The sequence below is a fragment of the Algoriphagus machipongonensis genome (assembly GCF_000166275.1).
Classification (GTDB): Bacteria; Bacteroidota; Bacteroidia; order Cytophagales; family Cyclobacteriaceae; genus Algoriphagus; species Algoriphagus machipongonensis.
On sequence record NZ_CM001023.1, the window covers coordinates 1,853,502 to 1,870,548 of the forward strand.

Here is a 17,047-nt window from a genome sequence, read left to right on the forward strand (position 1 = left end):
TTATACAATTAACACTCCCATGCTGCGCCATCAGATTCTATTAGCTTTCAGAAGTTTTATGAAGTCCAAACATATTTTTGCTATTAATCTTTTTGGATTAACAGTTGGACTGACCACAGTAATACTGATTTTATTGTGGGTAAAAGATGAAGTTAGTGTCAATAGATACCATTCAAAAATCGATCAGATTTATCAGGTGATGACGAATCATGACAATTCCACTGGAATAGTCACTATTCCTTACACGCCTGCTGAGATGGCGGAGGCAATGAGTTCCGAGCTTACCCAAGTGGAAGCAGCAACTGCCATTTCACCCTTTATCGAAGGTGTTTCCCTTGAACAAGGGGAGACCAAAATGAATGGGAATGGCTTTTTCGTGGACCAGGAATACTTTCAGATTTTTGACCGTGATTTCTTAGCAGGAAATCCGGAAAAAGCTTTGACTGATATCAATGCAATTACCATTTCTGAAACTTTGGCCAACAAATTATTCGGAAGCCCTCAACTGGCTTTGGGAAAATCTATAAAGTGGCAGGTTTTTGATTTTGAAAATGAAGTGGAGGTGACTGGTGTTTACAAAGACTTTGGCAAGCTTGACTTGATAAAACCTGACTTCCTACTTGCATTTCCCTATTTCAAAAATATGTTAGGAGATGGAGCGCATTGGGATAATTTCAATGCTTCTGCTGCAGTTTTACTAAAAGAAGGAACTGACGAATCAGGTTTTAATGAGCAGATTGCTGACTTCATCAAAGATAAGGAAGCGGATTCCAATGTTTCTGTTTTTGTGCAACCCTATGGGGATACGTATCTCTATGGTACTTATGAAGATGGAAAAATAGCGGGTGGAAGAATTAGCTATGTGAAAATTTTCTCCGCGATTGCGATCTTTATCCTAATCATTGCCTGCATCAATTTCATGAATTTGACCACTGCCAGGTCCATGAGCAGATTGAAAGAAATCGGTGTCAAAAAATCGATGGGTGCAAGTCGAGGAGGTCTATTTACACAATTTATCACCGAGTCATTGGTTTTGACCTTTTTTGCTTTGATTTTGGCAGTTTTAACCGCTTTTATTCTCCAGCCCTTATTTAATCAAATTACTTCCAAGACACTGACACTTTCTTTCCAGCCGGATATAGTATTAATTCTTCTTGCTGTTTGGTTGATAACAGGACTTTTGGCAGGCATTTATCCTGCGATTTATTTGTCCAAATTCAAACCGGTGGAGGTAATGAAATCCAATCTTAAGGGGAGTTTTGGAGAGCTACTTGCCAGAAAAGGACTAGTAGTATTCCAGTTTTCAATTTCTTTGTTGCTCATAATTGGCATCTCTGTTTTGAGTAAGCAAATGAACTACATCCAAAATCAAAATTTGGGCTACAACCAAGCCCATTTATTGGAGTTGAATGCTTCAGGAATCGCCCCCAATCAATTGAGTACCTACCTAGAAGAAACCAAGAAAGTCCCTGGAGTTAGCAATGCCTCCAGTTTGTCCCATCCATTGGTTGGTTTGGCAAGTTCCACAATCGGTCTGACCTGGGAAGGAAAAAATGAGGAGGAGCAGGTGAAGTTTGAAAATATCACAGTGAACATGGGTTTGATCGAAACCATGGGATTTGAAATGGCAGATGGAAGGGCTTTTTCACCCGATTTTGGTGAGGAAGAAAATAAAATTATTCTCAATGAAGCTGCAGTTAAAACCATCGGTTTTCAGGATCCGGTAGGTCAAATTGTAAACCTATGGGGAGATGATAAAGAGGTGATCGGGGTCGTTAAAGATTTTCATTTTGAGTCTTTGAAAGAAAAAGTAAAGCCCGCATTTCTTAAATATGACCCAGGATTTGCTCAGAAAGTTATGGTGAGAATTGAATCCGATGATCAGCAAGCAAGTATTGCAGGAGTTTCTGAAGTTTATGAAAAATTCACGGGTCAACCTTTGAGCTATTCTTTTATGGATGAGGACTATCAGTCACTTTATGCATCCGAACAAAGAGCTTCTGATTTGGCTAAATATTTTGGTACAACAGCCATTTTCCTTTCCTGTTTGGGACTATTTGGATTGGCGGCATTTACTGCAGAGAAGCGAAAGAAGGAAATCGGGGTAAGAAAGGTTATGGGAGCTTCTTTGGTTAGTATCCTGAGCTTAGTTTCCAAAGATTTTATCGCATTGATTTTAGTGGCAATTCTTATTGCAGTGCCCTTGGCCTGGTATTTTGCTAATAATTGGCTACAGACCTATGCTTTCCAAACTGATTTGAGTTGGTGGATATTTGCAGGATCCGGGATTTTATTGATTCTGATTTCCCTCTTAACTGTAGGGTATCAAGCTTTCAAAGCAGCTTCTGCAAATCCGGTTAATTCTCTTCGTTCAGAGTAGATTCGATTTCGGATTTCGTACTTATAACCCAGCCTCAGTCTGTGTCTCACAGACCGAAACGATTAGCTATAAGTGGTTTGAGGAGACCTGCCTACCGGCAAGGCAGGCACAAACCTCAGTAGCAGAGACGAGAGTGCCGAAGTCGAAGGGTCCTTGATAATGCCTCGAGATTAAATGTCACCCTGAGCGGAGTCGAAGGGTCCTCGACTCCGCTCGGACTGACACCAAGGCAAAAGAACTAGAAGTGAAATATCTTCGACCTCGCTTAGATTGACAATAATACCAGAATACTAAAACTGAACCTCCATGATGTCTTTAGCCAATACATAATTGATTCACAATGAAAGATTTCAATGGGCTATTACAAGATTTTATGGATTTTGAATATTACAGCTAACTACAAAAAAAATGCAACCTTTTAGCGATGAAATGCATCTAATTATTGTTAGAAGTCCTTTTGTCGACTGAGGTCCTTTACCCACTATTAAACCAGCCTTATTATGCTTAAGAATTATTTTAAAATCGCTCTTAGAAATTTAAAAAAGCATAAGTTTTATACTTTTATTAATGTTCTAGGCCTATCAGTAGGAGTGGCAGTTTGTATGATCATTTCGATTTTTGTGATCAACGAATTAAGCTATGACAAGCATTTCAAAGATGCAGATAGAATTTACAGAATTCACTCCGATATCATTTTTGGAGGGAACCATTGGAATATGGTTCAAGCACCCGCTCCAATGGTGGATGCTCTTCCTCAGGAATTCCCTGAAGTTGAGTATGCAGTGAATTTTAGACAGAGGGGTTCCTACCTAGTGAAAAAAACAGATGAGAATATTAAAGAAGATAATGTCATCTGGGCTAGCAAAGATTTTTTCAACGTATTTGGAACAAGGCTTTTAGAAGGAAGTCCAGATGGAGTTTTAGCGGAGCCAAATACCATGGCTATCAGTAAGAGTGCAGCTGAAAAATATTTCCCAGGAGAAAGTGCCTTGGGAAAATCCTTGATTTTGGATAATGACATGGATTTTAGGATCAGCGGAGTGTATGAGGATATCCCTCAAAACACGCATTTCCATTTTGACTTTTTGCTGTCAATGGAAGGTCTAGAAGAAGCTCAAACTACTTCATGGTTGAGCAATAACTTTGCGACCTATCTCAAAATCAGAGATGATGCAGATCCCGAAAACTTAAATCAAAAACTTAAATCTCTGGTCAAAAAGAATGTTGAGCCAGAGCTAAGTAAAGTTTTTGGAGAAGGAGCAACTTTGGATGAAATGCTTGCAGATGGTGGTAAAATGGAATATGATCTTCAGCCGCTATTGGATATCCACTTAAAAAGTGATTTGATGGGAGAGTTTGAACCCAATTTTAATATTACTTATATATACCTTTTTGTCGCGATCGCTTTGTTTATTCTAGTGATTGCTTGTATCAATTTCATGAACCTATCTACTGCAAGGTCTTCGAATCGTGCCAAGGAAGTAGGTATCAGAAAAGTGATGGGTTCCTTTAGATCCCATTTGATCAGACAGTTTTTGATGGAGTCCATTCTATTAAGCGTGATTTCATTTTTGATCGCGATCCCACTGGTAGCCATCTTACTTCCCATATTCAATGATTTGGCGGGCAGATCTCTTGTGTTACCATTTGCTCAACCCCTGTTTTATGGAGTCATAGTGCTTGGAGCTATAGGAACGGGTATTTTGGCAGGGATTTATCCTTCCTTCTTCCTTTCTGGTTTTAAGCCAATCAGCATCCTAAAAGGGCAAGTTTCTATGGGAATGAAAAGTGGAATGATCCGAAGTTCATTAGTGGTGTTTCAATTTTCAATTTCCATCATCTTAATCATAGCGACAGTCGCGGTGTTTAACCAGCTGAATTATATTCAGAACAAGAAAATAGGCTTTACAAAGGAGCAGGTTATTACGGTGGATGATGTTTATGCACTGGGAGATCAGGCAGAGTCTTTTAAGCGGGAAGTGCTTTCCAGCAGTATGATGGAATCAGGCACCATTACCGGATATTTACCTGTAGCAGGGACTTGGAGAAGTGATACTCCTTGGTGGGCAGAGGGGAAAGACCCTAAGCAAACAGAGAATTTGGTCAGTTTACAAAACTGGCAAGTGGATTATGATTACATCCATACCATGGGGATGGAAATCGCTGATGGAAGAGATTTCTCCTTGGATTTTCCATCTGATTCCAGTGCTGTTATTTTAAATGAGACAGCTGCATCACAGTTCAATTTTGAGGGTGATCCGATCGGTCAAAAAATCTATACCATGGCTGGAAATAACGAAACGATGAACTTGGACAATCTGCGAGAAAAGACAGTTGTAGGGATTGTGAAGAATTTCCATTTTGAATCGCTGAAGGAGAATATTGGTTCGGTAATGATTTTTCTAAGTGAACGTCCACGTGGTATTGCTTCCTTCCGATTTAACTCCTCCAATACCGATGAGGTGATAAATTTTATTGAGGCTAAATGGAATGAAATGGCCCCTGGTCAGCCTTTTACTTATTCCTTCTTGGATGATCGATTTGGTAAAATGTACGCATCAGAAAGCCGTTTGGGTAAAGTGTTCGGTATTTTCGCAGGCTTTGCGATTGTCATTGCTTGTTTAGGTTTGTTTGCTTTAACTGCCTTTACAGCAGAGCAGAGAACAAAAGAAATTGGAATCCGAAAAGTTTTAGGTTCCAGTATAGGAAGTATTATTGTGCTACTTTCCAAAGAATTTACAAAGCTCGTTGTAATCGCGTTTCTAATCGCTTCTCCAATTGCTTGGTGGGTGATGAATAAATGGTTGGAGGATTATGAGTTTAAGCAAGAACTCGGTTTATCAGTCTTCTTAGGTGCTGGCTTTTTTGCCATATTAATTGCTTTGATTACTACCAGCTATCAATCAATCAAAGCTGCCACTGCTAACCCGGTTAATTCACTGAAAAGCGAATAAAGATTGGTATAGGGTATCTGGAATGTGGTATTTAGTATCAAGTAGCTAGTATTAAGATTTTAGAACCAAGATTCAAGAGACAAGAATCTAGAGTTAAGTCTTGAAATTCAAATAAAGCCTTTTGTGTCCTTAATACGCCAAAGGCTTTATTCTTCTATTCAATTGCTTTGACAGTCAAATCTAAGGTTCCTTTTACAAACGGTCCAGGTTCTACTCTTCCTTTGGAATCGATGGCAGGTAAATAGATGTTCTTGGCAACTACCTCTCGCATTTTAAGGACTTGATCGAGCGTGAAACTATTTCTGACACCGACGTAATCCATTTGATTGGTAGAGAAAAAAGGAATGCCATTGCAAAAGATTGGGAGGTGGTAAGTAAATAGGTCTTTATTCCTCAAGTAGGACTCGGTATCAGGAAATCCATCTCCATCTTCACATGGATAGTTTTCATCAAGATTGAAAATATGACGGAGTCCTAAAAAATGACCGAGTTCATGGGTTAATGTGAGTGATTTGTTAGATGAAGTTGGATCTACAGCAGCCATATAATTGAAGTTCAGAGGAGGGACTTGATCGGCTGGATATTCTCTGGGATAATTGGCAAAACCTCCAGCTTTAGTCAGGTCCATGATGAAGACATTGACATATTTTTCTGGATCCCAAAGATGCTCAAAGACGAATTTATTGGTTAGATCTGAATTAAATGGGAATACAATTACATCAGTTTCTATCCTATGGATGCCAGGCTCTTCTAATAAATTGCCTAGTGTATCTGTGAGTGCCAAGGTAAATTGGATGCCAGATTCGACTGCATTATGACTTTTTCTAAAAGGCCTTTGTTCATTTCTGAAATGTGCATTTGTCTTTTCTAATATCCCTGGAATTTCTTCTGATTTAAACTGATAACTATTTGGTCTACCTACCAAATGAAAAATGACAGGCAGACTATAGACCCTTGACAAATCAGGCTTTTCTCTGGAAATAATATATTTCACCTCAGATTTATTTTCTCCTGAAATAGCGTAAAAAGGGATTGTCCCTGACCGTTCAATCGGGATGTCCCTTGGGTTTTGGTATTCCACTCCATCAAACCAAATAGAGAATTTCGGGTAATTCGTCGGGGTAAATTCCCTTCCTTGATAATCATAAATTCTGGCATTTAAATCTACTTTTGAAACGCCATTTATTGCATAGGGAGCAAAAGTAGAATCTCCCATATTTACTTCTATTCTAGAAATATACTTAGTGGGACTCACATCCATCACTTTGATTTTTAGGGTATTGCTTTTTAGGTTTCCAATTTTTAGATAAACTGCATATTCCGTCTCTTCACTCGAGTCGATGATAAAATCTCGACTGACCTCATCGTTGATATAAAGCAGCTGTTTAGGAGTTTCCTCTAAAAACACTTCCTGGCCAAAACCATTTAGAAATTCAGGGAAAATTTTTAAAGTTTGAGTTTTGGATATTGTTGAAAAAACCGTGTCGTATGCAGTGATCTTGATCTCTGCAACTTGATTTCTAAACTCAGTTAATTTTTCATCTTCTAAATTGCTACAAGCGAAGATAGCTAAGCATGAAAAAATAAATAAAAATACTGGAATGGTTCTTTTTTGGGTTTTCATGAGGGCTTATTAAAAAAGAAAAAATCTACTTCAATCAGTACGTAAAACCGTTCTTATTAGCAACAAATGAATAGCATAAGATATAAAAGCATTTGTTAAATGGGGAAATAACGATCAGCTTTTATGGAGATTGTTAATGAAAGGACATGGACTATACTATGAAGGGGAGATTTATCTGGAAGTGAGAGTTTCGTCTAATTTCCTGGACAGGAATAGCGAATAAAAAGGGAAGAAGTAAAACTATGGTTAGAATGGGAGGCTATGACAAGGCTAAGATGATATTAATATCGTCTTAGCCTTGTGCCGGCCTTTAGGGTAGGTAATCTCCCCCATATTATTTTGATTACACTTCGACTGCTCTTGAATAAAGTTGTGAATTAGGGTACTCACATCGGTAGTCAACTATGTAATAGGCTTAATTTGTGAAAAGATAAACCCTAAACTCCCCCGTGAGGTAAAACACTTCCTCAGAAGGATCTTGGAATTTATAAAACTGTCCTTTGACTGTTCCTTCCACAATATTTTTCACCTCATCATATTTTGTAATCACCACATCAGTCCTGAATTCGGCTGGTAGGTCATTTACTTTTGGTCCATTATATTTTTGTACAAATTGCTGTCCATTAACTGAAATTCCGAAAGTGAATAAAGATGGATAAGATCCTTCATTAATTGTATCAGGAACTTGAATCATAAAATCTAAACAATCTCTTCCGGGAGTTGTCCCACAGGTATTACTAAAATTCATCCAAATGGCACTTGAAAAGCGTGCGTACATCAGGAAATTCATGCCATTAGTACCCTCGACTATTTTCTCATTTCCCGATTGAGGAATAAGATCACTTTCTATAATCTCTGACTTATACTTATTCCCTCCAAGTGTAAACTCAAAATATAAAGAGTCTTTGATCTCTTTGGGGATTGGTTCCTCTTGATCGGAACAGCCAAATGTCAGCGCGGCAATCAAAGCGAAACCAAGGCACTGAAAACCCCATGAAGAGAAGTGTTTTTTCATATAGAAAGGAAAATTTAGTTGGACGAAAATTCACCAAATGTAATCGGAAAAAAATCATGTTGTGTATCCCTTTCAAAGTATTTTTTTAAATTTTTTTTATGGAAGAAAATAGGTGGTAAATCATTTTAAACCAATCTTTTCCCCTCCCTAAAAGTAGATTGTAATTAGTCTAAAAAATCTAATTTGAACGATTTATGGACTAGGTGTAGTTTGCGATAATTGTCATGACATACTACACCCAGTGCATTGACTTTCTGACTACATCTAGAGGGCCCCACGTTTCCTTCAAAAAGTCCTGACTCAATCCCCATAAGAACCTCACCGGTTCCCCCGATATGCTTCGCTATCGGGACAGGCAGTGCAACATCGTTCCGATAGCTATCGGAATCATCGTTCCCGCCACCGCGGACAAGCAGTGCTACGCACGCGACGGAAACCCAGTTGTTGTACCACGTTATTTTTTTATTCTACCATACTTTTTTAGTATTTCAATAACTTTTTTCTCTGGTAATTCATATACGGTCGTATTATTTTTACCAACCATCGTTTCAGCAGCTACTAGAGCATTTAAAATCGATTCTTCTGTTGCTTGTGCTGTTGCTTCAAAGAGTCTAGACATTTTGTCATTAGGTATCATTTCAACCATCTGTTTTTTTTCTCTATCGGCAGCTTCATTATTAGCCGTTGAAAACGCAATAAAAATATCCCCAGAACTATTTCCACCATATCCACCTAGTCGACTAATTCCTATAGGAACTCTGCGAGCAAGCCTTTTTAATTGGTGAGGAAGTAGTGGTGCATCTGTTGCAACAATCACTATAATTGAGCCTCTATCTTCTTCAGTCCTGATTGGGTCCCAAAGTGGCATATGGTTAGTTATTTCTTTTCCTACTGGAACACCTGCAATGGTTAATGATTCTCGACTACCATAATTAGCCTGAACAAGAACGCCTATTGTGTAAGTGGCAGAATCAATAATTACTTCTCGCGAAGATGTTCCAATTCCGCCTTTAAAAGATGACAAATCATTCCAGTGCCTCCACCAACGTTTCCTTCATCTACTGCGCCTGATTTAGCATTGTTAAGTGCTGAAAAAGCATGTTCTTTTTTTACATGAAAACCATTAATATCATTTAAGTCTCCATCATAGGTTTCTGCTACAACAGGCAATGCCCAAAAAATATCCGGTTCATTTGGAAGGGGGTCAAAATGTTTGTTTTTAAATTGCCATTCAACTACTGCATCCCTTACGACGCCTACACTATGGGTATTTGTTATCATTATTGGACCTTCAAGAAAGCCAGACTCCTCTACCCAAGTAGTGCCCGTCATTTCTCCATTTCCATTTAAACTATACCATCCAGCAAAAACAGGGTCGTACTCTTTACCTCGCGGTAATACTGCCGTCACTCCAGTTCTAATTGGACCACTTCCGACGGCTAACTTACCTTCACCAGATATTAATGTTGTATGACCGACTTCAATTCCCTTAATGTCTGTAATTGCATTGAGTTTTCCTGTTTTTCCGTCCAAAGGTATTCCCAAATCTCTAGCTCTTGGCTTTTGTCCGTAGGATTGTGAGCAAAGTAGGATTACTATAAAAATTGAAATTATTATTCTCATATTAGTTGGTTTTAATGTGGCGCAACGGTTCGCGGGTATGGCGTCGTGCCGCTCTGTCCGCAGGTCTGTTGTTTATAGTTCTGTCGTTCAAATTCTCACTTCCGCATCCAGCCGAGTCAGACCGCGGCATGCGCTATGACCCGCTGTTATGGGCCATTTGTTTATCTTTTTAATCGTTTTATTAAAAAATCAAAATATTTAAACTCCTCTATTCCGAGGTTTTTAAGCTGAGTTTTTAATTTGTTTTTTATTTCACCAAAATTCTTAGTGTAGTTAGAAGAGATGCCATGGATTGGTCTTCCGTTTTTGATTAAAATTATTTCATAAGTTGGGCCACCTTTAGCATATTGTAAGGACATTTTAAATCCATCAAGCTCCCTAGTTAAAAACTGTTTCTTTCGTCCCGTTAAAAGGCTTGTTAAAGTGATCTTTGTTTCATCAATTTCAACTCTCTTTAGTTTTGGTAATTCAATTTTTAAAATTAATGGGGTGATAAAAAATGAAATACCTGTTAAAACAACTTTTTGAATGAAACCTAAATCATCGCTATTATTTACCCATTCAAAAGCCATCCTGATTAGAAGTCCAATTGAAATTAAAGTTGTCAATAGGAGCAATGTTACTCCTATTAAATCAAATTTGGTTTTTGTTACCATATCTCGTTCTTTAATGCTGGCACCCCTAAATGGCCCATAACTTATTTATATACACACTTTTAGTGCTTCTATTCCCCCAAATAGGTCAAGTATATGCACCTTTTGACTTTTTATTTCTCAAAAAAATCGCTGATTCTCCCCTCAAATAAGCTCTTGAAAGTACTTCTATAATTTTAGGTTTGCAAAAGGAATAGGAGAGGAAGAAAAGTTTTAGAAGGATTTGGTCTCAATAGCTAAATCAGAAGGATAAATTCATTTTTCTCAAAAGATATTGTTTCTTCCGATTCTCGGGATTGTAGTGACCTCTACCACCTTACTCCCTTCTATTCCAATAAATCTTCAGGTTGTTGGTGGATCGGCCGGATGCGACCAAATCGAGTTTTCCATTCCCGTTGAGATCAGCAGCAGTTAGGCTCTCTGTTGCCATGCCGTTTTGATCGATCCAATGAGCTTTGAATTCGGTATAGTTCTCGTTTATAGGTTCGTAAAGTTTGATTCCTATATCTCCTGCTTCATTTGGCGTACGCCATCCCGCAACTACTTGAACACTACCATTCCCCAGAAAATCCCCTGTCACAATTCCATGTCCTTCCTTCAGACTTTTATCCAGGACGATTCGCTGTGGCTGGGTAGATTCTTGGATAGCGGTGTATGTTGTCACTTGATTGCCATGCATGGGTTCCACTCCAGCCAGCAGCATTCCTTCGCCTGGAATAACTGCAAGAGCCAATTCACCATAAGATTCATGTCCAGGAGATGACTCCTGTGTTGGTCCGGCAAACCACCCGTTATTCCCATAAGAAAAGCTTTTTACACCTTCTTTTCCTCCTATGAAAATCGTCTCACCTTCACCCACACCCAGGTCTTTGGAAATCATATTATGGGTCAGGTGCATGGATTCATCGATCAGGTTGGTTTTCCAGAGATCCTTTGGGTCAGCAGGTTTTTCATAGGCAATTACCTTCACCCCCGCACCTTCACCTGCTTTATTGCCTCGTCCGTGAAGAGGAAGCACGACTAGTTGATATGTGCCGCTTCCAGTTTTCACCCAGTACATGCGATGTACCGTTGGCTCGTGGGAAAGTTGCACTGCTGTCCAAAGCTGGGTAGGATCGGCTGGTCGAATCAGGTAATGAACAGATCCTGATTCATCTTCATTGCTAGTTTCTCCCGGGTTCCATTGCGCACCTACGGCTATCTCCACCTTGCCATCCCCATCGATATCCCGCGCTGCTATGCAGACATTATCCCGCTCGGTCAGGTTTTCTGCCAATACAAAGCGCTTCCAATCCCCGTTTCGATACCACACGAATTGTTTTTTGTCTGCCAAAATCAAATCCGGCTTTCCGTCTCCATCCACATCACCTATGACTATGCCATATCCTATGGAGACATTGTCGTCAATGACTTGGGGTTCAAAGTTTGGGCTGGCTTGGGAAAATAAAAATGCAAGCCATGGAAGAATAAAGAAGGTCATCGTTCAAAAATTTTGGTGTATTCTAATTTAGAAAAATTGATCGGAAGTTTTTTTTCCATCAACACGACTGTCGTAGCCATCTCCTTGACCTTGGTCTGTGGGACACAGACCGAAATAAAATAGACTTAAATTTGTACTTGAGACATAGACCATGGTGCGGAAGGTAACAACCTCGAATCCTCAAGTGCAGCAGTTCGATGTCCTGCATTTTTTTGATATTCATCACTTTGAGAAAATTCAATGAATTTAGAAGCAGATGCGTGTTCGACTAATAGTATTGCATCCCATTTTTCAGCTTCTGGACCAATTAAAAAGTCTTTGCATTTACCAAAATAAATAATTCTACTTCCAGCTTTTTCTAATTCTGGTAAGTTGCTTTCTAAATAAAATTGATAGGCTTCCTCTCCTGTCATTTCATTGTCAGGCTGGATTGATTTTAAGTGAGTATAATCCGCCATCTTTCTAAACTTCAATAAATTTAGCATCACTACTTTTCCTTTGTCGTGAAAATTTTGATAAAACCTCTTCCCAGCCCCAGGATTTGAATCAATGTATTTGCCCATTTTTTTTCTGGTTGACCTAATTTAAAGCTAATTTTTTTGATCCTAATTTCATAGGGTCAATACTACAGTTTATTCAAGATACTTTCCATTTCTTTTGTTCGTTTCCGACCAAAACCATTAAAAGTCGAACAAATCATTTTTTCATCAAATGGCTTTAGGAGTGTCTAAATGGCTTTTTTTATGAATTGGCACTGCCTGTGCAACTATTCGGGGTCAGTGTGCATCTTTTTAATTGAGCGAACTACTTACTACAAAGTACCATGTACCATGTACCAAGTACTAAGTATTTCTCAACATATAACACATACCATATACCACATACCACATACCATATACCACATACCCAATACTACCTACCACATACCACACACCAAATTCCACTTTCCAGCTACCTGCCATGATCAAAAATTATTTTAAAATCGCCTTAAGAGGTTTTGCCAAGCATAAACTCACCTTTTTTATCAACTTGTTCGGGCTTTCTTTGGGACTTTGGGCAGCCATTTTAATTGGCCTTTGGGTCAATTCAGAACTTTCTACCAACAAGGACATTCCGCAGGTGGAACGTATTTACCAAATGATAGAGCATCAAACCTATGGGAGCGATATTTTCACTTTCCCTTCCACTCCAGGGGTTTTGGCGGAAAGTATGAAAGAAACCTTGGCTGAGGTCGAACTTGCTGCTACTTATACTTGGATAGAAAAATTGCTTTTTGTGCAAAAGGACAAGCGCATCAAATTGGAAGGGATCTTTGCGATGCCGGATTTACTGAAAATCTATGACTATGGCGTCATTCAAGGGGATCTGAATCATATGTTGACGGAAAATAATCATGTGGTTTTGACCGAAAGCGGGGCGATTTCACTTTTTGGTAGAACAGACGTGGTGGGAGAGGATGTGGAAATCAAAGGTGGAACGGAAACAGAAAACTTTATTGTTCAGGGTGTGGTGAAGGATTTTCCTAGCAATTCCACGATGAAGTTTGATTTTGTCCTGCCCTATGCCTTGTATTTTGCTGAAAATGAATGGTTGGCTGAATGGGGGAATAATGGTCCGAGAACGGTCATCCGACTTCGGGAAGGAGTGGATGGAGCAGCTTTTTCAGCCGGCATGGAGAATTATATCAAAGAGCGGAATGAGGAATCCAACGTTCGGCTTTTTGCTTATCCTTTGGCGGATTTGTATCTACATGGGCAGTGGAAAGATGGTCAGCCTGTAGAGGGGAGAATCAAAAATGTGAAGCTTTTTGCGATGATCGGATTGTTCGTTTTGATTATTGCCTGCATCAATTTTATGAATCTCAGCACGGCTAAATCCCAAAAGAGAGCCAAAGAAGTGGGAGTAAGGAAAGTGGCTGGAGCAAACAAGCAGTCCTTAGTATATCAATTTCTGAGTGAATCCTTATTAATTACCTTTTTTGCAGCAGTCATAGCTATACTTTTGGTAGAAGCCACGTTACCTATTTTCAATGATTTAACGGGTAAAGAGATGAGTGTTTCCTATGGTTCTCTTCTGTTTTGGGGGCAACTCTTTGGGATCATTATTTTTACAGGGTTTATCGCAGGAAGTTACCCAGCTTTTTACCTTTCGGCCACCAAAGTGGTTTCTGTTTTCCGTTCGGTTACCAAAGCTGGAAAAGGAGTGGTAATGGCCAGAAAGGGTTTGGTGTTATTCCAGTTTATTCTCGCAACCATTTTGATCGTTTCCACTTTGGTAGTATATCAGCAGATCAGTTTTGCGATGAACCAGGATTTGGGCTATTCCAAAGATCAATTGATTCAGATTCCTTTGGAAGGGAAACTGATGGAAAGCTTTGATGTGTTCAAATCCGAATTGGAGAAAAACGAAAATATTGAGTCTGTGAGTAGATCTTCCTTTGGCTTTATGGGCAGAAGTTCCAATACAGGAGGGGTTTCCTGGGAAGGTAAAGACCCAGAGAATGCGGCACTTTTTGAGATCATCCGGGTGGATTATGATTTCTTGAAAACGGCAGGTTTGGAATTGGCACAGGGAAGGGAATTTGATCGGTTAAGTGGTTCGGACTCCACAGCTGGAGCAATTTTGAATCAGACTGCTTACGACTTGATGCAAAAAGATCATGAAGGTTTGGAATTTTTCAGGATATGGGATGGTGAGAGGGCGATTACAGGAGTAGTGAAGGATTTCCACTTCGAAAGCTTCCGTCAAAATGTAGCTCCTGCTATTATCATGCTTGATCCCGAAAATACTTGGCAGGGATATGTTAAAGTGAATACCGATAACATTCAGGAAACGATTGCCTATTTGGAAAAGACCGCAACGAATCTGAATCCGGAGTTTCCTTTTGAGTATAGCTTTATGGATGAAAACTATGCTCGCTTATATAGAGAAGATGTGAGGCTGCGGGACCTGGCGCAGTATTTCAGTATTCTTACCATTTTAATTTCTTGTCTTGGCTTATTGGGATTGTCTGCTCACATCGCTGAACAAAAGACCAAAGAAATAGGGATTCGAAAAGTATTGGGAGCTTCCACATTTTCTATTCTTCAGGTCATCAATAAGGAGTTTATCTTTATCGTTTCCATTTCCATTTTTATCGGTTCTGGAGTTGCTTTTTGGCTGATGCAAGATTGGCTGGATGGCTACCAGTACAAGATCAAATTTGAATGGTGGTTTATTCCTCTTGCGGCACTTACGATCATGGGCGTGGCGCTCATTACGGTAACTTTCCAGTCTTTGAAAGCTGCTCATTCTAATCCGGTGAAAGCGATTAAGAGCGAGTAGGGGATTTATGATTTAAGATATTAGATATATGATTTCGGGGTTAGAGTTAGTATTTGGGAGCCAAGAATCAAGAGTCAAGAATCAAGAGTCAAGAATCAAGATACAAAATCCAAAATTCTTAAACTGATCAATAGGAATGGCGCTTTAGCCCATTCCTTTAAGTAGCATAGATTTACCCCTCACCTCGGTCTGCTGCGTCTTGTTCTTTTCCATTGATGAAAAGAACCAAAAATCTAGGCCATGGAGAATTCTTCAAATTGAGCTGTTTTCGATTTATATAAATTTCCGTTTAGCTCAATTTGATTTTGTTCCCCTTGATTTTTCCTAAAAATGAGTGGATTTCGCTCGTAAACTTCACGAGCTAACTAATTTTCTTTACGCCAAATCAACTGTCCCAAAACCGAATGCTCCAAAGGCCATTTAAGGGTTTTTGAGTCAAAATTTCGTTACGTCGGACTGTGTCACTCAGACAGAAAACTTTTGCCAGCAAGATGGAATCGAATCTAAGATTGAAAAAGTTCTGTGGAACTCAGACTCAGACTCGCAACGATATCCCTATAATGTGTCTCACAGACCAGGGGCGGGGAGAAACAAACCAAGGCATATATTCGCTCTCCCATCAAATCCAAATTGCCTAGTTCCTTACAAAGACGTATTTTTCAAAATCGTAAAAATAACCCTAGCATTTCATGAAATCCATTTCACTTTTAGCTCTTTCTATCCTGCTTTGTTTTTGTAATACCAAACTTCCTGCAAACCAAGCCGAGGAAACTACAAATGAAATAAAAACGGGTGCGGAGCAAATGGATTTATACCTGCCTTTATTAAAAGGAAAACGAGTTGCTGTTTTAGCCAATCAAACCTCGATTATTGGTGAAACACATTTAGTGGATAGCCTACAAAATTTAGGAGTCAATATTGTAAAAGTCTTTGGCCCGGAACATGGCTTTCGCGGCAATGCCAGTGCTGGAGCGAAAGTGGCTGATGATGTAGATGAACAAACCGGGATTCCGATCATTTCGCTTTACGGCAGGAAGAATAAACCAAGCAAGGAGGATTTGGAAGATGTTGATATTTTGATCTATGATCTTCAGGATGTAGGAGTGAGATTTTATACCAATATCAATGCTTTGGCTCGTTTGATGGAAGCATGTGAGGAAAATGGAAAGACCTTAATCATTTTGGATAGGCCAAATCCTAATGGGTATTTGATTGATGGGCCTGTGTTGGACATGAAATATAAATCAGGTATCGGAATGTTTCCTCTCCCTATGGCGCATGGACTGACTGTGGGTGAGTTTGCCATGATGGCAAATGGAGAGGGTTGGTTGACCAATCAAGTAAAAGCTGATATCCAAGTCATTCCCGTGGCGAATTATGCACATGACATGCCTTATGTTTTACCGGTTGCGCCCTCGCCAAATCTAAATACTCCTCAGTCAGTCTTGCTCTATCCAAGTTTATGCATGTTCGAGGGTACATATATCAATTTGGGGCGAGGGACCTATTTTCCATTTACTGTGTTGGGTAGCCCTGCCTATAAGGGGATTTACGAATTCAGCTTTACCCCAACAGGCATCAAGGGAATGGCCGAAACGCCACTTTTTATGGATGAAATCTGTTATGGAATTGACTTACGAGAGTTTGATACCGACAAATTAAGAGAAAGCGGTCAAATCAATTTTGAGTGGATCCGTGAACTCTATAAAGCCAGTCCAGAAAAAGAGAAATTTTTTGACTCCAAGCTCAGCAATCAGATGAATAATATAGAAATACAGATTGGGCGAGGGGATTTTAGGCAGCAAATTATAGATGATGTGCCTATAGAAACCATCCGAGCGGGTTGGGAACCTGAGCTTTCAGCATATAAGGAAATGAGACTGAAGTATTTACTTTATCCTTAATTATTCTTTTTATTTCTCCTTGGTCTGTGTCTCACAGACCTAAACGATAACCTATAAATGGTTTGTGGAGACTTGGGAGCCAAGAATCAA

General features: G+C 39.4%; 9 protein-coding genes and 1 pseudogene. 4 read left to right on the top strand and 6 right to left on the bottom strand.

Annotated elements, in window-relative coordinates; translation table 11 throughout:
* Positions 1 to 58 precede the first annotated feature (58 nt).
* Together ALPR1_RS08015 and ALPR1_RS08020 are read left to right on the top strand one after the other, a co-directional pair.
* Positions 59 to 2,380 carry an ABC transporter permease gene (locus ALPR1_RS08015; RefSeq protein WP_237701635.1) on the top strand — a complete coding sequence of 774 codons (2,322 nt, stop codon included), beginning with the start codon at positions 59 to 61 and terminating at the stop codon, positions 2,378 to 2,380.
* A 500-nt stretch (positions 2,381 to 2,880) separates the two neighbouring features.
* Positions 2,881 to 5,334 (top strand): ABC transporter permease, encoded by a 2,454-nt coding sequence (locus tag ALPR1_RS08020; protein ID WP_008199807.1) that lies wholly within the window; start codon positions 2,881 to 2,883, stop codon positions 5,332 to 5,334.
* 154 nt (positions 5,335 to 5,488) lie between these two features.
* Here the strand turns inward: ALPR1_RS08020 and ALPR1_RS08025 are convergent, their stop codons facing one another.
* The 6 genes and pseudogenes from ALPR1_RS08025 to ALPR1_RS08050 all read right to left on the bottom strand — a co-directional run bounded on the left by ALPR1_RS08025 (position 5,489) and on the right by ALPR1_RS08050 (position 12,292).
* Complete coding sequence (locus ALPR1_RS08025; RefSeq protein WP_008199808.1) at positions 5,489 to 6,958, bottom strand: M43 family zinc metalloprotease; 1,470 nt, start codon at positions 6,956 to 6,958, stop codon at positions 5,489 to 5,491.
* Between the two features lie 415 nt (positions 6,959 to 7,373).
* Complete coding sequence (locus ALPR1_RS08030) at positions 7,374 to 7,973, bottom strand: hypothetical protein (RefSeq protein ID WP_008199809.1); 600 nt, start codon at positions 7,971 to 7,973, stop codon at positions 7,374 to 7,376.
* A gap of 454 nt (positions 7,974 to 8,427) precedes the next feature.
* Positions 8,428 to 9,596: pseudogene (locus ALPR1_RS21095) on the bottom strand (DmpA family aminopeptidase).
* Between the two features lie 161 nt (positions 9,597 to 9,757).
* Positions 9,758 to 10,252, bottom strand: a complete 495-nt coding sequence (locus ALPR1_RS08040) for a hypothetical protein (protein ID WP_040302656.1) — start codon at positions 10,250 to 10,252, stop codon at positions 9,758 to 9,760.
* Positions 10,253 to 10,565: 313 nt separating this feature from the next.
* The gene (locus ALPR1_RS08045) at positions 10,566 to 11,729 is read right to left on the bottom strand and encodes an FG-GAP and VCBS repeat-containing protein (protein ID WP_008199813.1); all 1,164 of its coding nucleotides are present in this window, start codon (positions 11,727 to 11,729) and stop codon (positions 10,566 to 10,568) included.
* Between the two features lie 125 nt (positions 11,730 to 11,854).
* Positions 11,855 to 12,292, bottom strand: a complete 438-nt coding sequence (locus ALPR1_RS08050) for a DUF1330 domain-containing protein (protein WP_008199814.1) — start codon at positions 12,290 to 12,292, stop codon at positions 11,855 to 11,857.
* A gap of 397 nt (positions 12,293 to 12,689) precedes the next feature.
* On the opposite strand from ALPR1_RS08050, the gene ALPR1_RS08055 reads away from it, so the two are divergent.
* Positions 12,690 to 15,053 carry an ABC transporter permease gene (locus tag ALPR1_RS08055; protein WP_008199816.1) on the top strand — a complete coding sequence of 788 codons (2,364 nt, stop codon included), beginning with the start codon at positions 12,690 to 12,692 and terminating at the stop codon, positions 15,051 to 15,053.
* 689 nt (positions 15,054 to 15,742) lie between these two features.
* Positions 15,743 to 16,957 carry an exo-beta-N-acetylmuramidase NamZ family protein gene (locus ALPR1_RS08060; RefSeq protein WP_008199817.1) on the top strand — a complete coding sequence of 405 codons (1,215 nt, stop codon included), beginning with the start codon at positions 15,743 to 15,745 and terminating at the stop codon, positions 16,955 to 16,957.
* Positions 16,958 to 17,047: the final 90 nt, after the last annotated feature.